At 60.9% G+C, this 19407-nt stretch carries 35 protein-coding genes and 1 pseudogene; 12 read left to right on the top strand and 24 right to left on the bottom strand.

The window, feature by feature from the left end; genetic code table 11:
* Positions 1 to 12: 12 nt before the first annotated feature.
* The 7 genes from AACG97_RS07415 to AACG97_RS07385 form a co-directional block, all read right to left on the bottom strand.
* The gene (locus AACG97_RS07415) at positions 13 to 1410 is read right to left on the bottom strand and encodes a phage portal protein (protein ID WP_064314514.1); all 1398 of its coding nucleotides are present in this window, start codon (positions 1408 to 1410) and stop codon (positions 13 to 15) included.
* A complete protein-coding gene (locus AACG97_RS07410; protein ID WP_064314515.1) occupies positions 1410 to 3107 on the bottom strand; it encodes a terminase large subunit in 1698 nt (565 codons plus the stop codon). Before AACG97_RS07410 ends, AACG97_RS07415 begins: the two co-directional genes overlap by 1 nt.
* Entirely contained in the window at positions 3104 to 3577 is a 474-nt protein-coding gene (locus AACG97_RS07405; RefSeq protein WP_064314516.1) for a terminase small subunit, read from the bottom strand. The genes AACG97_RS07410 and AACG97_RS07405 overlap by 4 nt, the downstream gene beginning before the upstream one ends.
* Before the next feature lie 154 nt (positions 3578 to 3731).
* Entirely contained in the window at positions 3732 to 4070 is a 339-nt protein-coding gene (locus AACG97_RS07400; protein ID WP_064314517.1) for an HNH endonuclease, read from the bottom strand.
* Positions 4070 to 4234, bottom strand: a complete 165-nt coding sequence (locus AACG97_RS07395) for a hypothetical protein (RefSeq protein WP_232555000.1) — start codon at positions 4232 to 4234, stop codon at positions 4070 to 4072. The genes AACG97_RS07400 and AACG97_RS07395 overlap by 1 nt, the downstream gene beginning before the upstream one ends.
* A 20-nt stretch (positions 4235 to 4254) precedes the next feature.
* The gene (locus tag AACG97_RS07390; protein ID WP_064314519.1) at positions 4255 to 4548 is read right to left on the bottom strand and encodes a hypothetical protein; all 294 of its coding nucleotides are present in this window, start codon (positions 4546 to 4548) and stop codon (positions 4255 to 4257) included.
* A gap of 64 nt (positions 4549 to 4612) precedes the next feature.
* Positions 4613 to 4837 (bottom strand): hypothetical protein, encoded by a 225-nt coding sequence (locus AACG97_RS07385; protein WP_009685289.1) that lies wholly within the window; start codon positions 4835 to 4837, stop codon positions 4613 to 4615.
* Between the two features lie 102 nt (positions 4838 to 4939).
* Between AACG97_RS07385 and AACG97_RS07380 the strand changes: the two genes are divergently transcribed.
* Positions 4940 to 5170, top strand: a complete 231-nt coding sequence (locus tag AACG97_RS07380; RefSeq protein WP_042111232.1) for a hypothetical protein — start codon at positions 4940 to 4942, stop codon at positions 5168 to 5170.
* Positions 5171 to 5235: 65 nt separating this feature from the next.
* On the opposite strand, the gene AACG97_RS07375 is transcribed toward AACG97_RS07380, so the two are convergent.
* Both AACG97_RS07375 and AACG97_RS07370 read right to left on the bottom strand, forming a co-directional pair.
* The gene (locus tag AACG97_RS07375; RefSeq protein WP_012313242.1) at positions 5236 to 5553 is read right to left on the bottom strand and encodes a hypothetical protein; all 318 of its coding nucleotides are present in this window, start codon (positions 5551 to 5553) and stop codon (positions 5236 to 5238) included.
* Positions 5553 to 5924, bottom strand: a complete 372-nt coding sequence (locus AACG97_RS07370) for a chemotaxis protein (protein WP_009685286.1) — start codon at positions 5922 to 5924, stop codon at positions 5553 to 5555. The genes AACG97_RS07375 and AACG97_RS07370 overlap by 1 nt, the downstream gene beginning before the upstream one ends.
* Before the next feature lie 121 nt (positions 5925 to 6045).
* On the opposite strand from AACG97_RS07370, the gene AACG97_RS07365 reads away from it, so the two are divergent.
* Together AACG97_RS07365 and AACG97_RS07360 are read left to right on the top strand one after the other, a co-directional pair.
* Positions 6046 to 6279, top strand: a complete 234-nt coding sequence (locus tag AACG97_RS07365; protein ID WP_009685285.1) for a DUF6555 family protein — start codon at positions 6046 to 6048, stop codon at positions 6277 to 6279.
* Positions 6280 to 6695: 416 nt separating this feature from the next.
* Positions 6696 to 6884, top strand: coding sequence for an ECs_2282 family putative zinc-binding protein (locus AACG97_RS07360; RefSeq protein ID WP_009685283.1), 189 nt, complete (start codon positions 6696 to 6698; stop codon positions 6882 to 6884).
* 316 nt (positions 6885 to 7200) lie between these two features.
* Here AACG97_RS07360 and AACG97_RS07355 read toward each other — a convergent pair whose 3' ends face one another.
* From AACG97_RS07355 to AACG97_RS07290, 14 genes are all read right to left on the bottom strand, one after another.
* Positions 7201 to 7710 (bottom strand): acyloxyacyl hydrolase, encoded by a 510-nt coding sequence (locus AACG97_RS07355; RefSeq protein ID WP_016489223.1) that lies wholly within the window; start codon positions 7708 to 7710, stop codon positions 7201 to 7203.
* Between the two features lie 225 nt (positions 7711 to 7935).
* Positions 7936 to 8325 carry an antiterminator Q family protein gene (locus tag AACG97_RS07350; RefSeq protein ID WP_064314520.1) on the bottom strand — a complete coding sequence of 130 codons (390 nt, stop codon included), beginning with the start codon at positions 8323 to 8325 and terminating at the stop codon, positions 7936 to 7938.
* Positions 8322 to 8609 (bottom strand): hypothetical protein, encoded by a 288-nt coding sequence (locus AACG97_RS07345; protein ID WP_029887649.1) that lies wholly within the window; start codon positions 8607 to 8609, stop codon positions 8322 to 8324. The genes AACG97_RS07350 and AACG97_RS07345 overlap by 4 nt, the downstream gene beginning before the upstream one ends.
* Positions 8602 to 9936 carry a tyrosine-type recombinase/integrase gene (locus tag AACG97_RS07340; protein ID WP_064314521.1) on the bottom strand — a complete coding sequence of 445 codons (1335 nt, stop codon included), beginning with the start codon at positions 9934 to 9936 and terminating at the stop codon, positions 8602 to 8604. The genes AACG97_RS07345 and AACG97_RS07340 overlap by 8 nt, the downstream gene beginning before the upstream one ends.
* Positions 9933 to 10277 (bottom strand): Lar family restriction alleviation protein, encoded by a 345-nt coding sequence (locus AACG97_RS07335; protein ID WP_064314522.1) that lies wholly within the window; start codon positions 10275 to 10277, stop codon positions 9933 to 9935. Before AACG97_RS07335 ends, AACG97_RS07340 begins: the two co-directional genes overlap by 4 nt.
* Complete coding sequence (locus AACG97_RS07330) at positions 10274 to 11656, bottom strand: replicative DNA helicase (protein WP_338463486.1); 1383 nt, start codon at positions 11654 to 11656, stop codon at positions 10274 to 10276. The genes AACG97_RS07335 and AACG97_RS07330 overlap by 4 nt, the downstream gene beginning before the upstream one ends.
* Positions 11653 to 12453 (bottom strand): ATP-binding protein, encoded by an 801-nt coding sequence (locus tag AACG97_RS07325; protein ID WP_064314524.1) that lies wholly within the window; start codon positions 12451 to 12453, stop codon positions 11653 to 11655. The genes AACG97_RS07330 and AACG97_RS07325 overlap by 4 nt, the downstream gene beginning before the upstream one ends.
* Positions 12434 to 13231 (bottom strand): helix-turn-helix domain-containing protein, encoded by a 798-nt coding sequence (locus AACG97_RS07320; RefSeq protein WP_232554947.1) that lies wholly within the window; start codon positions 13229 to 13231, stop codon positions 12434 to 12436. The genes AACG97_RS07325 and AACG97_RS07320 overlap by 20 nt, the downstream gene beginning before the upstream one ends.
* A 4-nt stretch (positions 13232 to 13235) precedes the next feature.
* A complete protein-coding gene (locus AACG97_RS07315) occupies positions 13236 to 13466 on the bottom strand; it encodes a hypothetical protein (protein ID WP_064314526.1) in 231 nt (76 codons plus the stop codon).
* Positions 13463 to 14059, bottom strand: coding sequence for a hypothetical protein (locus AACG97_RS07310; protein ID WP_009681846.1), 597 nt, complete (start codon positions 14057 to 14059; stop codon positions 13463 to 13465). The genes AACG97_RS07315 and AACG97_RS07310 overlap by 4 nt, the downstream gene beginning before the upstream one ends.
* The gene (locus AACG97_RS07305) at positions 14056 to 14352 is read right to left on the bottom strand and encodes a hypothetical protein (RefSeq protein WP_019438276.1); all 297 of its coding nucleotides are present in this window, start codon (positions 14350 to 14352) and stop codon (positions 14056 to 14058) included. The genes AACG97_RS07310 and AACG97_RS07305 overlap by 4 nt, the downstream gene beginning before the upstream one ends.
* Positions 14349 to 14582: a hypothetical protein gene (locus AACG97_RS07300; RefSeq protein ID WP_064314527.1), complete on the bottom strand. Its 234-nt coding sequence runs from the start codon at positions 14580 to 14582 to the stop codon at positions 14349 to 14351. The genes AACG97_RS07305 and AACG97_RS07300 overlap by 4 nt, the downstream gene beginning before the upstream one ends.
* An 8-nt stretch (positions 14583 to 14590) precedes the next feature.
* The gene (locus tag AACG97_RS07295; protein ID WP_064314528.1) at positions 14591 to 14941 is read right to left on the bottom strand and encodes a hypothetical protein; all 351 of its coding nucleotides are present in this window, start codon (positions 14939 to 14941) and stop codon (positions 14591 to 14593) included.
* 139 nt (positions 14942 to 15080) lie between these two features.
* The gene (locus tag AACG97_RS07290) at positions 15081 to 15377 is read right to left on the bottom strand and encodes a Cro/CI family transcriptional regulator (RefSeq protein ID WP_009681850.1); all 297 of its coding nucleotides are present in this window, start codon (positions 15375 to 15377) and stop codon (positions 15081 to 15083) included.
* Between the two features lie 91 nt (positions 15378 to 15468).
* On the opposite strand from AACG97_RS07290, the gene AACG97_RS07285 reads away from it, so the two are divergent.
* On the top strand, positions 15469 to 16299 hold the full coding sequence (locus AACG97_RS07285) for an XRE family transcriptional regulator (protein ID WP_009681851.1): 831 nt from the start codon (positions 15469 to 15471) through the stop codon (positions 16297 to 16299).
* A gap of 35 nt (positions 16300 to 16334) precedes the next feature.
* Here AACG97_RS07285 and AACG97_RS07280 read toward each other — a convergent pair whose 3' ends face one another.
* A complete protein-coding gene (locus tag AACG97_RS07280; protein ID WP_064314540.1) occupies positions 16335 to 16652 on the bottom strand; it encodes a DUF1654 domain-containing protein in 318 nt (105 codons plus the stop codon).
* 157 nt (positions 16653 to 16809) lie between these two features.
* On the opposite strand from AACG97_RS07280, the gene AACG97_RS07275 reads away from it, so the two are divergent.
* From AACG97_RS07275 to AACG97_RS07240, 8 genes and pseudogenes are all read left to right on the top strand, one after another.
* On the top strand, positions 16810 to 17199 hold the full coding sequence (locus AACG97_RS07275) for a LuxR C-terminal-related transcriptional regulator (protein ID WP_064314529.1): 390 nt from the start codon (positions 16810 to 16812) through the stop codon (positions 17197 to 17199).
* A 105-nt stretch (positions 17200 to 17304) separates the two neighbouring features.
* Entirely contained in the window at positions 17305 to 17742 is a 438-nt protein-coding gene (locus AACG97_RS07270; protein ID WP_016489238.1) for a tellurite resistance TerB family protein, read from the top strand.
* Positions 17739 to 17942, top strand: coding sequence for a hypothetical protein (locus AACG97_RS07265; protein ID WP_064314530.1), 204 nt, complete (start codon positions 17739 to 17741; stop codon positions 17940 to 17942). The genes AACG97_RS07270 and AACG97_RS07265 overlap by 4 nt, the downstream gene beginning before the upstream one ends.
* A 45-nt stretch (positions 17943 to 17987) precedes the next feature.
* Positions 17988 to 18185: pseudogene (gene csrA, locus AACG97_RS07260) on the top strand (carbon storage regulator CsrA); the annotation flags it as partial.
* 97 nt (positions 18186 to 18282) lie between these two features.
* Positions 18283 to 18510 (top strand): YlcI/YnfO family protein, encoded by a 228-nt coding sequence (locus tag AACG97_RS07255; RefSeq protein WP_064314532.1) that lies wholly within the window; start codon positions 18283 to 18285, stop codon positions 18508 to 18510.
* On the top strand, positions 18497 to 18880 hold the full coding sequence (locus AACG97_RS07250) for a hypothetical protein (protein ID WP_064314533.1): 384 nt from the start codon (positions 18497 to 18499) through the stop codon (positions 18878 to 18880). The genes AACG97_RS07255 and AACG97_RS07250 overlap by 14 nt, the downstream gene beginning before the upstream one ends.
* Positions 18877 to 19020 carry a hypothetical protein gene (locus tag AACG97_RS07245; RefSeq protein ID WP_172828411.1) on the top strand — a complete coding sequence of 48 codons (144 nt, stop codon included), beginning with the start codon at positions 18877 to 18879 and terminating at the stop codon, positions 19018 to 19020. The genes AACG97_RS07250 and AACG97_RS07245 overlap by 4 nt, the downstream gene beginning before the upstream one ends.
* A complete protein-coding gene (locus AACG97_RS07240; protein ID WP_064314541.1) occupies positions 19017 to 19379 on the top strand; it encodes a hypothetical protein in 363 nt (120 codons plus the stop codon). The genes AACG97_RS07245 and AACG97_RS07240 overlap by 4 nt, the downstream gene beginning before the upstream one ends.
* Positions 19380 to 19407: the final 28 nt, after the last annotated feature.

Below are 19407 nucleotides of genomic sequence, written 5' to 3'. Positions count from 1 at the left end.
GGTTACTCCAGGTCAGGCCGCTTTGAGCAGCGGCATCGATATCAGCGCGTGGGCCATCATTGGGCCGTCCGGGTTTCCGGCTTCCAGAGCCTGGGTCGCCAGTTCGACCGCCTGGTTGATGGCCTCTCGGTCGTCGCTGTTGCGCGCCGAGACCAGCCGAAGCATGAATGCCGAGGCCGCCGGGGATACGCCTGCGCTCGGCTTCCCGAGTTGATCCAGAGGTACCAACGCAGACTGGACCGTGTAGGTGTCACCGCCCGGGATAGGCGGCAGGTTCTCCAGCCGGCGCACCTCGTTGCGAGACATCCAGCCATTTTGCAGAGCCGTGTTGTACCAGGCCCCGCGGCCGGCGCTGTCCGCGCGCAGCAGACCTTCCACCGCGAACTCCGCGAAGTAGTCGTCGGCATCGGCCTCGCCGATCAGGCAGCGCGTGATCTCCTGCTCGATGTTGACCAGCAGAGGGCGCAGGCTGTTGGTGAGGAAGTGAAGGTTCTGCGCCTCAACCGAGGCGGCCCAGCTGGACTGCTTGTCCATGTGACCGACCATGAAGGGCGGCACACGGAACCAACGGCACATTTCCTCGATCCCGAAAGACCTGGACTCCAGCATCTGGGCGGCCTCAGGGTTCATCGTGATGCCCTGGTACTTGAAGCCTGCCTCCGCCACCATGATCTTGCCGGCGTTCTTCGACCCCATGAACGCCTGCATGCTGGCCCGAAGCTGCTCGCGCTGCTGCGGTGTGATCTTGGCGTCGCTGCTCAGGATGCCGGACGCCTGCATGCCCTGTGCGAACACCTTCGCCGCGGCCTCCTCGATCGCCATCGCCGAGCCGAAGATCTCGCGCCCAGTGGTTACCGGAAGCATCCCGCACACCCCATCCAGGCCAAAGCCGCGGATGTGCATCAGGTTCTTCTCGGGAATGTCGCGGTCCACGCCATTCTCGTTGTAGGTGTACTTCAGACGCCCGTTGTCCTGCCGTTTCACCCTCATGGACTGGGGGAGAAGCGGCACCAGGGCGATGATCCGGCTGCCGATCATCTTCTTCTCGACAAACGCATTACCTCGAAGGCAGATGCTCGCCACCACCAGCAGCATGAAGCGCTGCGGGGTCATCTCGGCGTTTGGGATTCGGCACAGCACACGGAACAGCGGATGGTCTTTGGCAACCTCGCGTGATCCGTCGGGAAGGCGCCGAAAAAGCTTGAGCGGCAGCGTAGAGACGGACTCGGACAGCAGCCTTACGCATGCCCATACCGTGGACAACTGCATGGCCTTGTCGACTGATACGTGCTTTCCAGATGCAGAGCTGCCGAACCATTCTTGCCAAAATGCGCCGTCCTTCAGGCCTATCGGCACCCCGAGCCAGTTTTGCAGCGCAGCCTTCACCCGGCCCGGTTTCTTGTCGGCCATCAGATTCCTACCATGATCGGGTTGTCAAAGAAGCCCTGGAGATCACCAGAGCCTTCCGGGTTCAGCGCCATCAGCGAAACAGCATCGAATGTCGACATCAGCGGATCGATCTTTGCCGAGCCGCTGGCCTGCTTGGTAATCGTGATGGCATTGCCTTGCGGAACGACACGGGCATTACCGACACACCAGTTCATCAGCGCGCTGCCGCAGTGGACCAGTTCGCCCCCAGCCACTTTGCGCTCGGTCGTCTTGATCGCGCCGTTGAGCTTCCAGCCCTGCGAGATGGCCACGATCTGCTCCATGGTGATCCCGCGCTCCTGGGTGGTCAGCTCGTCAACGATGTCGCCGATACCGGCCGAGTCCACACCGATTGCCAGCTTCTCCGGCAGCAGGCCGCGGTCCCTGATATCGCAGATGATGTCAGCCACCTGCTGGACGTCATCACCTGGTCGATCAACGACGGTCAGATCGCCCGCCTTCTCGAAGTCCCTCAGCGCACTGGCGATATCCTTCCGCCGCTCGAACACGATGTTGTGCGCCCAGGCGTGAGCCCAGTGGAGCCATTGGCGAGTGAAGGGCTCGCGACCGAGCACAGTCAGGCCGAGCAAGTCGTCAAGGCCGCCTCCGTCGATCCCCACCGTGACCACTTCAGAACGCTGCAGCAGGCTCTCCAGAGTCAGGCCAGCCTCGGCTCCAGCTTCCCAATGATCAGCGCCCGCCCAGCGGTCCGACCGCAGGTCCAGCCCAATCTCGACGTTGAGGTGTTTAGCCAAGAAGCCGCGAATTGCTCCCTCGCCCTCTGCCTGCGCCTCCTGATACTTCTGCTCGATCACCTCCTGATCGACAGAAAGCCCCCAATTGGGGTTTGTCACATGGGCGTTTGCCAGGTCACGATGTTCGTTCCGCTCGATCATCTCTTTCGGGAACTCGTAGATCACCGGCAGGAAGCGCCGGTCCTCGATCTCCCCGTCACGCACTTTGCGCGCATAGTCCAGCTTGGCCTTGAAGGCGCCGGCCGGCGGCTCATCGGACTGGGTGGTGCAGTAGAAAACGAAACCCTCTGGGCGTGACGCTAGGCCGCCAGTGGCCTCGACCAGCATCTTCGCCGACTTGGCCTGCTTGCCGAACTCCCAGAGCTCGTCGATGAACACACCAGTCGCTTTCTTGCCAGTGACAGTGGCCGAGTCGGCCGCCACCACCTTCAGGTTTGCCTTGTTCAGGTTGTCGGTGACGATCCGGTTGTATTCCTGCACATGGAACCTGGCCTGCAGGTCTTCGTCCGCATCGATCATGTCCCGGATCGGCTTGAACGCGTTGTCAGCCGCTTCCTTCGTGGGCGCCAGGATCAGGAACTCGCCAGAGGGCCGGGTGTTCAGGATCAGGGCCGTGAGCATGATGCCCGCTGCGATCGTCGACTTGCCGTTCTTCTTGCTCACCATCAGGAAGTAGTTGGTGATCAGCCTGCGGCCGGCGTCGGCGTCGTACGCGCCGAAGAGCGCGGCCACAACATCAAGCACCCAGCTGCGGCAGGTATCCCCCATCAGGGGGCTACCGTCGGCATCAACCATTCGAAGGTTGCAGAACACGTCGAGAGCATCTTCTGCCTGCTCGGGGAAGATGGGCTCCACCGGCACGAGTGCCTGGCCACGGACGATCCTGCTCTCCCAGTCGGGGCACGCGGTAGACCACTTCTTCATTTGACGGCCTTCAAGTGGCGCTCACGCAGCCCGAAGCGGTTGCCGCTAGCTCCCACCTTCGCCGCTTCTTCGAGCTTCTGTTCCTTTTTGCCCATGCCGGACTTCTTGCCGTGAAAGTACGGGAGCGCCGACTGGGCGGCGTTGCGCCGATCAAAGATCTTGGCCTGGGGATCGTTCATCAGCGCCAGTAACCAAACGAGCGGATCATCGGTGTTGGGTAGGTCAACCAGGTCGCCCGACTCGTCACCTGGCGGGTCGGCCTCGAAGGTCTCGCGCTCCGGCTCAGGCTTAACATTTCGGGGCGCCTTTAACTTTTCCAGGGCGGCAACAACGTCAGGGTCTTTGGCGAGCCGAGAACCTGCAGCCGAAGCGCTGCCCGCCGCGTAACCTGCGGCTTCCGCCGCTTCGCGATTCGAGGCTCCAGCAGCCTTGGACTCGACAAAACGGCGCTTTTTCGATGTTAACGCCATTAACAAAAACCTCTGAAACAGGGAAAAATTTCACGCGTGCGGGGGCAGGTGGTCTGGAAGCGAAAAGCCATGAACTCTCGACCCACCCCACCCCACCCCTTGAAATCGGGGAAATGACGTGCTTCAACCGCTTGAGGCACGCCATCGCCGTGCATCAACCGATCTGGCCGGCGGCCTCCTCGGCTGCCTTCACCACGTCGTGACAATGCCTGCACAGGGTCTGCCAGTTGCCTCGGTTCCAGAACAGCTTCATGTCGCCCCTGTGCGGGACGATGTGGTCGACGACAGTACCTGCGGTCACCCGCCCCTCACGCTGGCAGTACACACACAGCGGGTTGGCCTGGAGCCATTCGGCCCGCGCCACTTGCCACTTGTACCCATAGCCACGCTGGGCAGCTGTATCCTTCGCCGTTCGCCATGACTCCGGGTTGACCGTCGCCAGCCTTGATGGCTGCGCCTGCATCGGTGGCTTGAGGGACGTGAGCCTGGCCATCAGCGGCCACCGTGAACGGGCGTGCCATCCAGGTAGGCCAATGGCACGGCGTCAGGATCTACATCGTCACCGTCAGCCAGCGCTTCGATCAGTGCCAGGTTCTGCGCTGCTATCTGCTCAAGCAGGCTCGTCTGCTTCTGCAGCTCAGCGAGGAGCTGATCCATTCGCTCTTCAACAGCCAGGCTCATTGCTCTGCCTGCCGACACTGCCGCGAGTCGCTCATGAGGCTGGTGACCTCGATCTGATCCACCTGGGCATCCACCGTCACAACGGGAATCTCTCGAGGTAGCACGGTGATCACCGCATGCCACACCGGATTGTCCACCGAAACCTTGAGCTCAATGCTCAACACGCCCTCCAGCTCACTTCCATCACTGAGCAGGACCTTGGTCCCCGTCGCGAGGTGCGGGCTGTTCGGATTGGTGTTTGGTGCTGGAACGATGGTCGCCACCGCCAACGATTTGCTTTGATCGTTCATATGCCACCTTCATCCACTTGTTGATCCACTCGCGCCGAGCGGCGCATCCACTACAGGCCATTGCTCACCTCCTGTACCAGGTCAGCTGGTAGCACCGCGCATCGGCGGGTATCTCGGCGATGGGCCAGCGCAAGCAGCCCATGTACTTTCGCTCTGGCCGGGTGCGGCTCACACGCAGCGTCTGCACCAAATAGGCAGATCCGGCAGCAGTGGTTATGAAATCACTGACTGCAATGCCGTCGGCACCGTCGACATACAGCCTGCATGGTGTATAGGGTTGCTTGGCCATGTTCGATAAGCTCTCTCGCGCAATGAAATCGGCGCATCCGCGGGGTCGTCGGAACGACATTCCGCCCGGATGGTCGTAGCGGAAAGATCTGGAGAAACCGTGATGAAAGAAATCGAAGAGCTTATAGACAGGTGCGTTTTGTTAACCGAGAAGCTTGAAGGCCTACTGGAGGAGCATCCCGAGGCGTCCGGATCAGTTGTTTATCAAACTGCCGTTCGTGTCCTCACCATGGAGGTTAATCAGCTTCAGCAAGATGTAATTACCAAGGCAGCGCGCGGAGTCATCCACGAAAGGGATCAGCTTCAACCGGTCTTCGGTCGAGTGCTTCACTAATCTGGCGGAACGCATGATCAGCGTGCTCGCGCCACGAAACGGCGCATGTCTGATTTGTGGCGCGGCTACTGCGATACCCGGTTCAGCGCCTCATCAGCCTTGTCGGCTGCCTGGGTCGCGGTAGTGGCTGCCTTCGACGCCTTGGTCGCGGCGCTCTCGGCCTTTCTGGTCAGCTCGTCCAGACGCTTGTCACGTTCAGCCATTGCGGCGTCGTAGGCCTTCCGGATCTCGTCGACCTGGTGCGACTGAGTGCTGGCCATCGACCAATAAGCAGACTGCCAACCCAGAACTGCACCGCCTGCAATGAGCACCACAGCGATGACCCACACCTCTGCCCGTCGCCACCAGCGTCGAGCGATGAATTCCAAAGCGCATTTGTCCATCAGGCTGTACCTCCAAGCTGTGCACGCAGCCGGGAGATCTCTGCGCTCTGCGTGGTCACCTTCTCAGTGAGCTGGCCCACCTGACACGTGAGCGCTTCAATCTTTCCTTCCATCCGTCCAACTGCTGCTGCCAACTCGTTGCGCTCCTTGGCGAACTGATCGGCGCGGGCCTCGGCCAGCTTTCGGGCCTCTCGCTCGGAATCGAGCAGTTCATTAAGCCGGCGGACAGTGCCGATATCGGCATTGTCCATAGCGCGATCAGCAGCGTCCTTGGACAGGAAGCGGCGCACCCATAGCAATGCGCCCGTGACAACGATGCCACTACCGCCCAGCCAGGTGGCTGTGCCTGGGCCCAGGTCGGTCGGGTCCATTTGCTTGCTCCGTACGTGAGAATTGTGCTCCGGCGTTAAACCGGCCGGATGCTTGCCCCCGGAATCCCTAGGGGTTAAAAGGAATGTTGGCCGATCTGGCTTCGCTAGAAGGAACTAGTAAATGCCCGTCAGTAACATCTATGTGGTCGCTTATCACCTCCATGGAGAAGCTCGCGAATTCATCGTCCGCGCCGAGAGGATGGATAACGCTGAGGCCTGGCACTGGGCTGCCTGCGAAGCCGGCGTTGGAGTCATCCCTAAGTTCACTGCTTCGGATATCAGAAAAGTCTCTCGGCCTGCTGCTGAGCGCTTCGGCATAACTGACGTACAATGGCGGAGGTCCGGCAACTTATGAAATACCGCATCGACTACAACCTCAAAGGCCATACCAGATTCTGGATATGCGATTGGTCTAGCACGCCGAACGAAGACAATGTGCTGACCGCTCTCCTCCGTCTGCATGCCCCCGCTGACCCCTTGTCTGAGGCGCGCGCGCCGTGCCGCTTATCACATGATGATCTCCGCAGTGCGGTCGCAGATTTGGGTATCTCGGATGTACGCATTGAGGGGGATGATTAGCTATGCCGGGGCACCCAAGCCGACGCTGGCAAGTACGCCGGTCACTGCGAGGGCGCCGGTACTTGGCTCGGCCATAGGTGGTGCTCCAGAAACAAAATGACCCGTCGAACTGGCGAGCCCTTGGATACGTGAAAAGATAGCCCCGTGCTATCGTCGAGTTTCCACACAAGACGTTTCACGGAGCGAAAAACGATGAAGGTAACCCTCAAGTGCGCCAAGTGCGGCAGTGACAAGTTCGAGGTTCCGGCTAGGCCGAACAACAACTCGAAGGTCACCTGCGGCAAGTGCGGCGCTGTCGAGACTTACGGAAAACTCATGAAGGCTGTGGGTGACAAGGTCACGAAAGACCTGGAGCGGCAGCTCGGGAAACTGTTCAAGTGACTTGAGCGTTTCGCCCAGAGGGCGCAGGAAGTCAGCGGCGCCCTCAACCTCAACGTCGAGCTGTAGCTTTTCCATACAGCCTCCAGATACGAAAAAGCCCCGGCAGATACCGAGGCTTGGAATGGGTGCGGAGGGCCGGTGCATACCCGGCTTGGTGGCCTGGATCGCTGGGTCACATACCCCAGACTCTCATCGCGTAGCCGATCAGGGAGCGCACGGCTTTGATCGACGCCACTACCGACTTAGTCCAGCTGCCTGAGCGTGTCATCCGCACAAAAAAGCCCGCACAGGGCGGGCAAAGAGGGATCGTGCTTTTTTAAATCTGGTGGCTGTAGAACAGCGAGTACGACTCGATACCGTCGTTGGGCTGCTTAATGCCAGCGTTGGAGTAGTGAATCGCTCGGATGCCAACCTTCTGCGTCTCGCCGATCTTCAAGCCCGCACCGATGCGGTCTTCGAAGTTGAAGGCCGAACCAAAGTCCTGGTCACCTGCGGAGGTACCAGAGAAGACCGCCAGGCCGATGCCAGCCTCAACGAATGGCTTCACGTTACCGCTACCGAACTCGTAAACGAAAACTGGCGCAAAGGACAGCGAGTGAGCCCCACCTGAAGCATCGCCTGCTTCCCAGTAGGTGTAGCCAGCATCCCAATAACCGGTGAGACGGCCAGTACTGGATTCAAACCAGCTTTTGTCCCAGTTAAAGCCAATGCCGACGCGCGCTGTAAGACCACCTTGGCCTGTCGCGCCAAGCGCTCCGGATAGCTCAGCCGCTCCGGCGGACGCAGCGAAAAGGGAAAGCGCCACAACGGCGAGAACGTTTTTCATACTCACGGTCTTCCATATTATTGAGTAGCAACCTATCAGAATCATAGCGCTATCAAATCGTTCCCTCATACAAGAAAAATGCTTTTTCTGGAGGGCTACCTGAATCGAAGCCCCTCAAAAACACAAAACCCCGACACGATGGCCGGGGTTTGTCTGTGTCGCGTAACGTTGCAAGCTGGACACGCTGCTATGAAAACAGGTGTTTATCCGCCCGCATAGAGCTATTTATGCAGCCTCTCGAATTTCTTCGAGGGCGCAGTCGATCCATGCAACGCCGGCCTTGATGATCTCCCGCGCCTTGCGCTCAGACATGCCCGCTTCCCTCCCAACACGCATGGCTGGGTGCTTCGATCCGTAGTAAGCCCACACGAAATCCCCCATCTGCTGATTGCGCTTCGTCAGCCTGGCCACAGCGCCGTCGATGATCAGCGCAAGGTCGTCAGTGATCACATGCTGGCGAATGCCACCTTCACTGGGAACGTTGTCGCGCATGAGTGCGTAGAGAGGCGACACGTAACGTGGCACTCCCATCTCACACATTCGCCACCAGCCCCACTGCTCGAGCATGTACTCGGTATCGCCCAGCGCCTTGTCCGCGTAGGTTCGTTTCTTCATGCAGCCCTCCGGGGCGTTGGGTCGGTATCCAGGCCAAACAGCTCACACAGCAGCTTGTAGGCGTGTTTGTTCTTGGCGCCGCCCTGGATGATCCAGGCCTTTGCATATTGCTCGAAGCCCTGGGCAGCACGAGAGCCGTGCCAGTCGGCCACGATGTCCATCAGGGCTGCCGAAGCGATCCGGCCGTTGTCCTGGTCCAGCAGCAGGCGGTTGCCTTGTTTCAAGAACTGCCGTTCTACAGGGGTCAAGCTTTTGCGCGGCATGGCCGCTGCAACATTACTCATGGCCATCTCCTGGCTTGGAATCTTGATCGTGCATCCTCCCTTGGGATGGATGCTGTGAGGTGCCGCAACCCGCCCAGGTAGTGGCGTCAACGGCTACAGGCCCGGTTTTCTGTCCCAGCAATGTCTCGGTGTGAATGACGGCGAACCCCTGCCCGTCGAGGTGCTGGTGCCAGGCCTCCAGAGCCTGACGCTTCAGCCCTTCGGCCGTGGTGTGGATGTAGGTGGCGTCGAGATCCTTCATGGCGTGGTTCAGCAGCAGCTCGCCCACCATGTAATCCACGCCGAGGTCGGTCCACGCTGTGCGGGCCACCTTGCGCAGGTCATGGCTTGACCACTCGCCCTTGGCCAGATCGGTGAACAAGGTGTTGGCCTTGCTCGGGCTCAGCGGTGCACCGTGGCTGCCCGGGAACAACAGCAGGCCGGTGTAACCCTGGGCGGCCTGCAGGCGCTGGTACCGGCGGAGCAGTGCGCAAGCCTGGGCGGTCAGCGGCAGCGTGTGCTCGGCCTTGGTCTTCGTGTCACCCGCCGGGATGAACCAGCGCCTCGACTCAAGGTTGACATTGCGCCAGCGCGCCAGCCGGGTCTCACCCAGCCGCGAACCGTGGCACAGCATCATCAGGGCCAGCATGCAGCCCGCCGGCTCCACCTCGAAGCGCTCGGCCATCACCGCCAGCAGGCCCGGCACATCATCCCCGCGCAGTCGCGCCGGTCGCGGCCTGATCCGGGTTCGCACGAAGTCGGTGAACTTCAGCGAGGCCATGGGATTGGCTGGCAGCATGTCCAGACGCAGGGCCTGGCGAAACGCGACCGAAAGGACGCCGTAGACCGAGCGCACGAAGGACAGAGCATAGCGCTCCTGCAGCGGCCACATCAGGCGCTGGTCGATCGCCTGCTTGTTGGTCTCGGCCAGCGGCAAGTCACCAAGGCGCGGCACCAGGTGGCGATCAAGCGCTGACTTGGCGCTGGCCTTGCGTTTGGCCGACAGGCCACGGTCACGGTTCATCCGATCGCGGTACCACGCCAGCACATCGCCCACCGTGGCCCAGCTGGTGGTGGTGGACTTGGCGTCGGCATCGGCGGCACGACGAGCCAGGATCGCTGGCAGCGTGGCCAGCATGGTCTTGGTGTTGATGCCCGGGTAATCGCCAGCCTTGCCCCAGCGCCCACGCACCACGACGTGCCAGGCGCCGCGGGAACGGTCCACAGTCGAGAAACGGAACCGCAACTCCCGGTGGCGGGTGTCGCGCAGCTGGAAGACCTCACCAGCAGCGTGCCGGCGGATCTCCGCGTCACTGAGGGTAACGGTGAGGGTCTTGGTGTCGCTCATGCGTCCCTCCTCGGCCATAGGTTCAGGCCCTTCTGATCGCCAGCGTCATAGCAGGCGCGGGCCTTCGCGTGGCGGTTGTTCCAGCTCTCGACAGCGATCCGCATCACATCCGCCACCTGCAGGTCATACAGGCGCTCGAACGTGCCCAGGGTCAGCGTGTCGATGTTCGGCCCCTGCGCGCCGCAGTCGTGGCACCAGACGTGCGCCGAGACCATCGGGAACTCGTCAGAGGGGTCGAAGGTGTGGCCCTCAGAAATTTCGGTACCGTCTTCATCCTTGGCCGTGATGCAGGGCGGCCCTTCGCAGAATGGGCATGGCGCCATCTTGATTGGCTCGGTCACAGGTCGGCCCCCTTGTAGCGCTGGGCGTAGCTGCCACGCCCAGCCTCGACCTCATCATCGCTGGGCAGCGAACCGGCGTAGGTGGCGAACCGGCCATACTGCCCCTCCTGCTGGACGATGCAGCTGCCAACCCGCGCATGGCGACACTTGGTCATCAGGATCTCCGTGAGACCGTTCTGGCCCTCCTCCGTATCCATGTCGCGATGCACCATCAGGATGCAGCTGGCGTCGGCCTCGATCTCACCAGAGTCGCGCAGGTCGCTGGATTGGGGCTTCTTCCCAGGGCGCTTGGTTGAGTCACGGTTCAGCTGGGCCAGCTCAATGACCGGGATGGCCATTTCCTTGGCCAGCTGCAGCAGGGCCTTGCTGATCTTGCCCACTTCCTCGGTACGAGATCGGCCACCACGCTCGCTGCGCACCAGGGTCAGGTAGTCGACCACGATGCCGGCCAGTCCGTGCTCGCGCTGGCACTGCCGAGCCGTGGCGCGAATAGTGGACGGCGTCTGCACCGGGTCGTCACAGACGAAGAGCGGGGCTTCCAGGGCCAATCCTACGGCACCGCTCATCCTGGCCCAGTCGTCTTCGCGCATCTGGGCCGGGTTATCCAGCTTGTGCAGAGCCACCCCTCCAAGCGAGGCGATAGCGCGCAGCCCCAGTTCTTCGCCGGGCATTTCGATGGAGAACACCAGCCACGGCTTCCGCTCCTTGACGGCGTTGTGCTGTGCGATCTGCAGGGCCAGGGTGGTCTTGCCACTGCCCGGCAGGCCGGCGATTACGGTCACCTTCTTCGGGCGAAGGCCTTGGACCAGCTCATCCAGCTTTTCGAGCCCCGTGGAGGGCCACTTCGGCGCCACCCCTCGATGCTTTTCATCCACCAGGACGGCGGCATCTCCCATCCATTGATCCAGCCGCTTGTAACCCTTGGCCTCGCCATCAAGGTTGCGCAGGTCTGCCATGGCCTGCTGGGCAGCGGCGATTACTTCGCCGGTAGGTGCCCCGGCCTGCACCATTTCCTGCGCGCCGCCTGCCACGTCAAGAATGCGCCGAATCACGCCCCATTCCTTAACATGCTTAGCGTAGGCCTTCCAGTTGGCCAGAGAAGGCACCTTGCTGGCCAGCTCAGCGGCATAGGCCATGACGTTGTCGCCACCCGGGAGCAGCCGTTGAACTGCCCCCAAGGTCACCGGATCAATGGGCATGGCTTGCTCGCGGCACTCCAGCATGGCCTCGAACAGGGCCGCATTGTCGGCGTGATAGAAGTCGGCCGAGGTCATCTGGCCGAGCATGTCCTCGACCAGGCCTTCGTCTTGCTGCAGCGAAGCGTGAATGACCGCACCAAGCACCCCGTGCTCAGCCTCGTCGCTGTAGAGAGCCCTCATGCCGCAGCCCTCTTCGATTCCCAAGTGAACCCGACTTGCTGCCCGCCGTTCTGACGCAATCGGTCAAGGGCGCGATCGCCGATGTAGGATTTGAGGCCGTCAGCGTTCAAGTTGCTGATCACCACAGTCGGCAGCACGGACTGATACCGGCGGTCGATGATGCTGTGCAGCAGGCCCAGCTCGTACTCGCTGCCCTTCTGCGCACCGATCTCATCGATCACCAGCAGGTCCAGGCCGCCAAGATGGACTGCCACGTCACGGTCGGTGTAGCCCGAGCCGGGCACCATGGAAGCGCGGGCAATGCTCACAATGTCCCCGGCCGGGATGATCAGCGCACGGCATTGATCGGCCACCACCGTACGGACGATAGCGCTGGCCAGGTGAGTCTTACCGCAACCGACGTTGCCGGTCAGCAGCAGGGAGCGGCCCGCCCGGAAATTGGCCGGGAACTCCTCGGCATAGGCCTGGCACTTGGCCAGAGCCCTGTGCTGCGGCTCCGTATCGGCGCGGTAGCTGTCGAAGGTGGCGCCGGCAAAGCGCGGGGTTATCCCGGCAGCGATCAGCGCTTCGCTGGCTTTCTCGACCTTGTGCTGGGCAGTGGCCAGGGCGCGTTCTGCCGAGTCGCGGGGGCTGGTATGCAAGGCCTCCCAAGCGCAGCGCTTGCAGCCACGCGCCAGCATCGAGCCGTCCAACTGCTCGACTTCGCTCATATCGACGCGACCATGCACCGGGCACTGGCCGGAGAAGATGCGCTTGGCCGGGGTACGGTGAAACAGATCAGAAATTTGGGCGGCCATCGTGGCTCTCCTGGTACATGTCATCGGTGTGCTGAGGGATGTTGTTGAATGCGCCAGGCCGGCCTGGCCGTGCGCCAGCGTTTGCCGTCGCCTCTGGGTAAACATCGGTCCAGCAACTGACGGTGGACTTGTCGAGGACCGCATCAGCGTTCTGGTGCCCTTCCAGCTTCTTGGCAATCAGGTCACAAGCGCGCCTGGTCAGCGGTGCACGCTTTGCCTTGCGCATCTCGCAGAAGTCGGCCCAAGCGCGATCAGAGCAGTTCTCCGGCTTGGCCATCAGAGGGTCAAAGGATTCCTTTGCCTTCCGCTTCCCTTTGCCATCACCTGAGGCGTCTGCGCCTTCTTTACGGTTATGGGTGGTTAATTGGTGGTTAATTGATGGTTCGGGTGCATGCTGTGCACCTCGTTCTGTCGTGGCGTGCACCCCGTTATGTTCTGGCGTGCACCCCGGTACGTCTTGGCGTGCACCGGGTGCATGCTGTGCACCCCGCTCCATGGCGATGTCGTAGCACACCGGAATGCGATCGCGCTGGGTGATGTAGGCAGCGGGAATAGCTTGGTTGCCCCGGCGGATCGCCCCCTTCTGCTCTAGGTCTCGAAGCCGATACTGGACAGTGCGAGGGCTCAGGCCGGTATCGACTGCAAGACGAGCCACCGAAGGGAATGCGGCGCGCCCATCCTGATCGGCATAGTTGGCCAGGCACAGCAGGACGTGCCGGGCATGCGGCTCGCCAACCTCCTGCTGTTCTAGGGCCCAGGGCATTGCTTGAACGCTCATCGGTTCAAATCTCCAACTCAGCGGTCACCCGCCGGACAAACTGGTCGTAGCTCTCGGCCATCTGGAACCCCTGAAGCTCCAGCGCCTCGCGATAAGCCTTCGCGCTTCCGTACAGCACCCAACGCTCGCGCTCTGGCAGGTCCCGGAATGCGGCGTAGCTTGGCCAAGGGCCGGTGATGATCGACGCGACAGCGCGCTGCGGGAGCGCCTGGGCATGGTTTGGGGGCGTGGTCATTGGAGGGTCTCCGATGAGGGACCGGTGATGGCCGGAAGAGAAGCACTCACATCCTGCGCAGCACTGCCAGCAAGCCGGGAGATCAGTTGGCTGTATACGTTCAAGGCGTCAACCGAGTGGGCTCTCGCCAGGTCCAGCTCAACCAAGTGAGGGCAGTTTCCGTTGATGAGCTCACCGACACGCCTGATGTAGTTGAATCCAGCCTGCGCCAGCTCCAGATCGGCCAGGCCGGCAAAAGCAGACGCGGGCAACGGCTTGAGCTCAGGCGGGCGGATAGGGATTGGTAGAGAACTGATCACCTCTCCTGCCAACAGCGCCTGGCGCTGCTTCTCCAGGTGATCAGCAGAAACATTCTGCACGGCATAGCCAGTTCGCCTACGGAAGAGCACCGCCAGCGCCATGCATGCCTCAATGAGGCTGATGTGCGTTTCGTCGCGCTCATGGATCTTGACGCCCTCCTCCACCACCTCGATGGCGTTGGCGACGGTCTCGAAGCACGTCATCAGCAGGGCAGCATCGGCGAACTTCTCGAAGAAGGCTTCGTCGATCACCTCAGCTGCGGGGGCGGCGGGGAAATTGATAACGCTGCTCATGCTGCACCTCCCACATCCTTTGCATCATGGAAGGCAGCTGCGTTGCGGTGAGGCCACATAAAGTTTCGCGTGTCGAAAACGACACGTTCAAACAGGCGTTCAAGTTCGCCGGCTACAGGGTTGTCGAATCCGCCGAGCGAGGGCACGACATGCGCCCAGTACAAGGCTTTGATCAACTTGAATGATTCGCGCGCTTCGTTAAAACGCGCGATATCCGCTGCGGTGAGGGTCACGTCGTGGACGATCTCACCATGCAAGCCATCTGGCTGCCACACCGGGACAATCTGGTTCATTGGGGGATCTCCAAGTCCGTAGCCATCTGACAAAACTCACGGTGAGCCGCCCAGGCGATTACTCGCATGGAACGGATGATGCCGTCCTCGCCGCGTTCGCCGATCATTGCTGGGTGTTCGCCTGGGCCGCTGTCCTTGAAACCGCCGTTGTGCTCAAGCACCTCGGCGAGGATCGCCAGCAGCTCAAGCCCCTCCTCTATGCGCTTGGCGGGGGAAGAAAACCTGGTCATGGGATGGCTCATTCCGACACCCCCGCGCCACGAATCGGAGATACAAGGTTTTGTGGCGCGAAGTCTTCGGCCTGCTCGACAGATCCAACCCCGGAGTCGATCAGCGCTCTCGCTTGGCCAACCAATGCGCGGATCGCAAAGGCCAAGTTACAGCTTGCATTGACCTGGACGAGCTGGCCGAGCAGGTCTTCTGCTGCGCTCAGATTGGCACTTGCAAAGTTGAACGCCTCAGAGCAACTGATCCCAGGCACCGTCGAAAAGAAGTACTCGTCCCCGTTCTGGTTGAATTTAGTCGCCATGGTCACAAGCGGGCCGGCTTGCGTTGGCGGTGCCTCGGTGGTATTTTTTGGGTGCGACATATCGCCGTCTCCTAATCAAAGACGTTTCAAGAAGGTCCCCGGCAAGGGACCGGATCTAAAGAACCCGCCGGCAAGCGGGTTTTTTGTTGCCTGCTGAAAAGTCAGCCGGACAACAAAAACTGAGCGGCGTGGGTGCTCATCAGCTGGCCAGCGCCGTACTGGATGAATTCACAGCAGATTCGTTGGGCTGCGCGTGATGGCTTCTTGCTGCTACCTTTTGTTCCAAGGTCGGAAGCGATTCCGCCAGCGATGGACGAATGCACGAAGCGGCGAAACGCCCATGAGTTTTGGCCTGAATGATCAGCGCCATATCAGCAGAGCAGCCATGGACGCCGCGCACCCAACCGCTGACAGTGCCTTGCGTCACGCCTAGCGCTTTCGCTGTTGCCACCTGGCCGCCAAAAAACTTGACCAGGTCATTGAAGATTTCATTCATGGGCTTAACGCCGAATAGAGGTATGCCTTTACTGTATTTTAGAGGCATACCTTTTTGCAAGGAAAAAGGCTAACCATTAGATTGGTGCGTTATGGAACTCAAAGATCGACTCAAACACGCCCGCCGCCTGAAAGGGCTTACCCAGACCGAGCTGGCCGAAAGGGCTGGCATCGCGCAAGCCTCAATCTCGGAAATCGAGAGAGGGCTCTCCCGATCCAGCAGCCACCTGGTGAAGATCGCCCAGATCTGCGGGGTTGACGCGCTATGGTTGGCGGAGGGAGTGGGTAGCATTCCCGCCCCAACCGAGCCAGGTTACGCTCTCGTCGGTGAGGAGATACAGAAGCTCTCGGCTGCGGACATGGTCAGGCAGATGCTGGCAAAAACGGGCTCGGGCCTGTCGGAAGAGGCGCGCAATCGTCTACTCCAAGCTGCCGAAGAGACCGATTCCCCCCCTGGCGACGGCTCTGCAAAGGTAGGCGCTAGCCGTGGCTCCGCTGGCGATATGATCCGAATCGCACATTACGACGTGCGGGGTGCAATGGGTAGCGGCCAGGTGACGCACGACTACCCGGAAATGCTCCGAGATGTACGCGTCAGCCTGCGGCACCTGCGAGAGCTGGGGCTGGACTTCAAGGAGCCGCACCACCTGAAACTCGTCACGGGGTGGGGGCAGTCTATGGCCCCAACGATCAAAGACCGAGATCCGCTGATCGTCGACGTAACCGTTCGAGAGTTCGTGGGGGATGGTGTGTACTTCATATCCTGGGGTGGCCATGAGTACATCAAGCGACTGCAGGTCGCGGACGATGAGCACTTCGAGATGATCTCCGACAACCCCAAACATAAGGATCGGATGATCCGCAAAGAAGAGACCTACATCCAGGCAAAGGTCCTCTACGTCTGGAATGGCAACCTGCTCTAGCGCGCCGAGTCAGGGCTCAGCGCGCACATGCGGGCTCAAAACGGGGCGGCGACCTCCTCTTCGGCTTCTGCCCCCTCCATCGCCAAGGTGGAGGTCTGCTCTTCATCGGCCTCCCACTGAAGCGTCACGCTTCCATCATCGCTGAAGGTCATTTCTATTCCTGGGGTTTCGGCGATCATGCTCATGACCTCCTCCCAATTCTGATCACTATCAGTATCAAGCTGGTGAATTGTCACCCACCTCTGGGTCTGAGCTATCGGGTGGTTGATCATCGAAGAAACTCTCAAGACCAAACGTTCCATGCCTGTCATCTCTGTGCGCTGCTCTGCCGCTTGTTTTTTTTGCTTGGCCACACCCATCCCCTGATTACTGTATATCCATACAGAAAAGGGTAACCAAGTGAGGATGCCTGAGGGAAGCGCCGCCAAGAAATAAAGGTATACCTGTTGACAGGCGGATAAAGGGAAACCATTATTCACCCCATCAACTCACTCGCACGGAGCGAAGCACATGAACGCACTGACTTTCGGGAACTGGACTGGCAGCCTTGGGCTGGGCTTGGCGGAGCGAGAGCTCCAGTGCGTCATGGCTGTGGCATGCGGGCTGACAAGTAAAGAGGCCGCACGGGAACTAGGTATAGCCAAGGACACCATCGACAAGCGATTACTTGCCGCCAGCACTAAGCTCGGCGTCATCAAGCGTGCCCAGCTTGTGGCTGAAGCAATGCGCCGCGGACTGATCTCCCCGATGATTGTTGCTCTGTGTGCCATCCTCGTCGGCCACTCTGTCGCTAGCTCTGATGAATTCACCCGCATCCGCCGCGGTGGCAACAGTGGCGAAAGAAAGATTGAAACCCGTGTAGCAAACCGGCGCGCCGAATGCGCCTTGGCGGTGGCGTGACGCTCCCCGCCTGACTTGATCCAACCCTGATTTTTGCGAAAGCCAACAAACGCGGCAGGTCCCCGGCTTGCCCGAAGAAACATCAACCAACCAGAGGAAACACCTATGTTCGGCATTGGAAAGAAGTTGTTCGGCGCCAAGCGCGCAGTCAAGAAGCTGGAAAACCGCGACCTGATGCAGGCCATCGTAGGGGGCTGCCTGCTGGTCGCTGCAGCTGATGGCGAGATCAGCAAGAATGAGGCAGCGCAGATCGACATTCAGATCCGCGCCAACAAAAACCTCGAGCACTTCGGCCAGGAAATCACCGCCACTGTGAATCTGTTCACCGAGCAGCTGCAGGCCGGGTTCCGCTTGGGGCGCATGAACATCATGCGCGAGATCGCGGACATCAAGAACAACCCCCTCGATGCTGAAGAGGTGTTCGTGAACATGATCACAGTTGCCGAAGGTGACGGGAACATCAGCCCAGAAGAGCTGAAGGTCCTGGCCGAAGTAGGCGTGCAGTTGGGTCTGCGCCCGAAAGACTTCGGGATCGAGGCGTGAAACGAAAGCACGTTGGCCTGGGCGCGGTTGCGGGGCTCGCCCTGTCCGCGCTCGCAATCACCGCCGTTGTGAACTGGGGGTCGTGCCAATGGTACGGCTACCAGACAGAGCGGCAAACCAAGTTCGCGCCCTACGTCGGTTGCATGGTGAAAACCACCGGCGGCTGGGTGCCACGCAACGAACTGCGCACAACGCAGTGAGCTGAAGGGCGGCGCTCGCCGCCCACACCTACAAGGAGTTTGACCATGTTGATCCTTACTCGCCGGGTAGGCGAAGCCATCAAGATTTCCGACAACATCACCGTTGTTGTGCTGGGCGTGAAGGGCAGCCAGGTGCGCCTCGGCATCGAAGCTCCGGAAGGCGTAGCTGTGCACCGCGAGGAAATCTTCGAGCGCATCCAGGCCGGCCTGCAGCAATCGGCGCCGGCAAATCAACCTGAGCCCGACCGGTCCGAACCGCTGTACGCCAACCGCACCGAATCGGAGTGGCGCCAGCTGCTGGCTGAGGAACAAGCCGTGCAGGTAAATAAGGAGGTGGCCCATGGCCTTTGAATACGGCTCCCGCGAGGCGGACAAGTTCGTGGTTCGACTGCCGGATGGCATGCGTGACCAGGTTGCAGCGGCAGCAGACGCAGACGACCGTTCGATGAACTCGCTGATCGTCACCGCGATTCGCAACGAACTGGATGGACGCGCCCGTGCCAACGCCCTCCTCGATGCGCTGGCCCAGGCAGCAGAATCCAAGGGGGTTCAACATGCAAGCGCCTGACCGTATCACCTTGGTTTTGAAAGCGCCCGTGGGTGGCAGCCTGGATCAGGTCCTGCCGTTCGCTCTCCGCGGGGCCCACGTTTCAATCGGGCGCGGCTTGGCTGTTATCACCGGGGCCAGCCAGGGCGACCTTGTAACCCCAGCGCTTGACCGCGAAGAGTTCTCCATCGACAACCACGTCCGCATGTCCGCCGATGCTCGCCGTTACCGCTTTCTGCGTAACCGCGAGCGCATCGAAGACCCCGATGAAGACCTTCTGGTGGTGCGTGGCGATAACTGGCTATCCGGCGAAGAGCTCGACCAGGAGATCGACACCGCACTGCGCGTGCAGGCCATGCAGCAGCAGGTGGTGCAGGAGCAGCAGCCATGACCCAGGCCGGCCTGCTTCTGCTGCTGCGGGATGCCCTGCAGCAGCGCCAAACCACCTTTGGCCAAGTGCTCGACCTGTCCGCCGCCTGCGGCCTGGACGGGCGCCAAGTGCTGGCCGACCACTTCCGGGGATGCTCATGAGCACGCGGGATGTCAGCCAGGCAGCGATGGAGATCATCGAATCGATGGGGCTCAAGCGGGGTCGCGGCCGGGTCAACTCGGTCGTATCGAGATCGGCCGCAAAGATCCCGTCTACGCAGCTTGCAGAGCCGGCCCGGAAATTTTCTGACCCGGCACTGCCTCCGGCCGGCCCCATCAATCGCTTCATGTACCTGGAAGCGAGGAACTGGGCGATCGACTTAGTCGCCTCGCTGAGGGGCTCCCCCGTCGAGGTAGTGGTAGAGCGATTGAACGGCGCGACTGCAGGCCGGCCTGGCAGCTATGTGGCCGGCATCCAATCGGTTATCGGAGAACTACAGGCCGGAGCAAGCCATGACTAGGCGCGGGCCAGTCAAGCGCTGGACAGAG

Origin of the sequence: Pseudomonas sp. Nvir, assembly GCF_963778085.1 — a bacterium.
Taxonomy (GTDB): domain Bacteria; phylum Pseudomonadota; class Gammaproteobacteria; order Pseudomonadales; family Pseudomonadaceae; genus Aquipseudomonas; species Aquipseudomonas juntendi.
This window is presented reverse-complemented; position numbering and strand designations above follow the sequence as displayed.

Excerpts from the sequence above, each read along its gene's own strand:
- AACG97_RS07415 (WP_064314514.1), bottom strand. The coding sequence starts at position 1,410 with ATGGCCGACAAGAAACCGGGCCGGGTGAAGGCTGCGCTGCAAAACTGG.
- AACG97_RS07410 (WP_064314515.1), bottom strand. The coding sequence starts at position 3,107 with ATGAAGAAGTGGTCTACCGCGTGCCCCGACTGGGAGAGCAGGATCGTC.
- AACG97_RS07405 (WP_064314516.1), bottom strand. The coding sequence starts at position 3,577 with ATGGCGTTAACATCGAAAAAGCGCCGTTTTGTCGAGTCCAAGGCTGCT.
- AACG97_RS07400 (WP_064314517.1), bottom strand. The coding sequence starts at position 4,070 with ATGGCCAGGCTCACGTCCCTCAAGCCACCGATGCAGGCGCAGCCATCA.
- AACG97_RS07395 (WP_232555000.1), bottom strand. The coding sequence starts at position 4,234 with ATGGATCAGCTCCTCGCTGAGCTGCAGAAGCAGACGAGCCTGCTTGAG.
- AACG97_RS07390 (WP_064314519.1), bottom strand. The coding sequence starts at position 4,548 with ATGAACGATCAAAGCAAATCGTTGGCGGTGGCGACCATCGTTCCAGCA.
- AACG97_RS07385 (WP_009685289.1), bottom strand. The coding sequence starts at position 4,837 with ATGGCCAAGCAACCCTATACACCATGCAGGCTGTATGTCGACGGTGCC.
- AACG97_RS07380 (WP_042111232.1), top strand. The coding sequence starts at position 4,940 with ATGAAAGAAATCGAAGAGCTTATAGACAGGTGCGTTTTGTTAACCGAG.
- AACG97_RS07375 (WP_012313242.1), bottom strand. The coding sequence starts at position 5,553 with ATGGACAAATGCGCTTTGGAATTCATCGCTCGACGCTGGTGGCGACGG.
- AACG97_RS07370 (WP_009685286.1), bottom strand. The coding sequence starts at position 5,924 with ATGGACCCGACCGACCTGGGCCCAGGCACAGCCACCTGGCTGGGCGGT.
- AACG97_RS07365 (WP_009685285.1), top strand. The coding sequence starts at position 6,046 with ATGCCCGTCAGTAACATCTATGTGGTCGCTTATCACCTCCATGGAGAA.
- AACG97_RS07360 (WP_009685283.1), top strand. The coding sequence starts at position 6,696 with ATGAAGGTAACCCTCAAGTGCGCCAAGTGCGGCAGTGACAAGTTCGAG.
- AACG97_RS07355 (WP_016489223.1), bottom strand. The coding sequence starts at position 7,710 with ATGAAAAACGTTCTCGCCGTTGTGGCGCTTTCCCTTTTCGCTGCGTCC.
- AACG97_RS07350 (WP_064314520.1), bottom strand. The coding sequence starts at position 8,325 with ATGAAGAAACGAACCTACGCGGACAAGGCGCTGGGCGATACCGAGTAC.
- AACG97_RS07345 (WP_029887649.1), bottom strand. The coding sequence starts at position 8,609 with ATGAGTAATGTTGCAGCGGCCATGCCGCGCAAAAGCTTGACCCCTGTA.
- AACG97_RS07340 (WP_064314521.1), bottom strand. The coding sequence starts at position 9,936 with ATGAGCGACACCAAGACCCTCACCGTTACCCTCAGTGACGCGGAGATC.
- AACG97_RS07330 (WP_338463486.1), bottom strand. The coding sequence starts at position 11,656 with ATGAGGGCTCTCTACAGCGACGAGGCTGAGCACGGGGTGCTTGGTGCG.
- AACG97_RS07325 (WP_064314524.1), bottom strand. The coding sequence starts at position 12,453 with ATGGCCGCCCAAATTTCTGATCTGTTTCACCGTACCCCGGCCAAGCGC.
- AACG97_RS07320 (WP_232554947.1), bottom strand. The coding sequence starts at position 13,231 with ATGAGCGTTCAAGCAATGCCCTGGGCCCTAGAACAGCAGGAGGTTGGC.
- AACG97_RS07315 (WP_064314526.1), bottom strand. The coding sequence starts at position 13,466 with ATGACCACGCCCCCAAACCATGCCCAGGCGCTCCCGCAGCGCGCTGTC.
- AACG97_RS07310 (WP_009681846.1), bottom strand. The coding sequence starts at position 14,059 with ATGAGCAGCGTTATCAATTTCCCCGCCGCCCCCGCAGCTGAGGTGATC.
- AACG97_RS07305 (WP_019438276.1), bottom strand. The coding sequence starts at position 14,352 with ATGAACCAGATTGTCCCGGTGTGGCAGCCAGATGGCTTGCATGGTGAG.
- AACG97_RS07300 (WP_064314527.1), bottom strand. The coding sequence starts at position 14,582 with ATGACCAGGTTTTCTTCCCCCGCCAAGCGCATAGAGGAGGGGCTTGAG.
- AACG97_RS07295 (WP_064314528.1), bottom strand. The coding sequence starts at position 14,941 with ATGTCGCACCCAAAAAATACCACCGAGGCACCGCCAACGCAAGCCGGC.
- AACG97_RS07290 (WP_009681850.1), bottom strand. The coding sequence starts at position 15,377 with ATGAATGAAATCTTCAATGACCTGGTCAAGTTTTTTGGCGGCCAGGTG.
- AACG97_RS07285 (WP_009681851.1), top strand. The coding sequence starts at position 15,469 with ATGGAACTCAAAGATCGACTCAAACACGCCCGCCGCCTGAAAGGGCTT.
- AACG97_RS07275 (WP_064314529.1), top strand. The coding sequence starts at position 16,810 with ATGAACGCACTGACTTTCGGGAACTGGACTGGCAGCCTTGGGCTGGGC.
- AACG97_RS07270 (WP_016489238.1), top strand. The coding sequence starts at position 17,305 with ATGTTCGGCATTGGAAAGAAGTTGTTCGGCGCCAAGCGCGCAGTCAAG.
- AACG97_RS07255 (WP_064314532.1), top strand. The coding sequence starts at position 18,283 with ATGGCCTTTGAATACGGCTCCCGCGAGGCGGACAAGTTCGTGGTTCGA.
- AACG97_RS07250 (WP_064314533.1), top strand. The coding sequence starts at position 18,497 with ATGCAAGCGCCTGACCGTATCACCTTGGTTTTGAAAGCGCCCGTGGGT.
- AACG97_RS07245 (WP_172828411.1), top strand. The coding sequence starts at position 18,877 with ATGACCCAGGCCGGCCTGCTTCTGCTGCTGCGGGATGCCCTGCAGCAG.
- AACG97_RS07240 (WP_064314541.1), top strand. The coding sequence starts at position 19,017 with ATGAGCACGCGGGATGTCAGCCAGGCAGCGATGGAGATCATCGAATCG.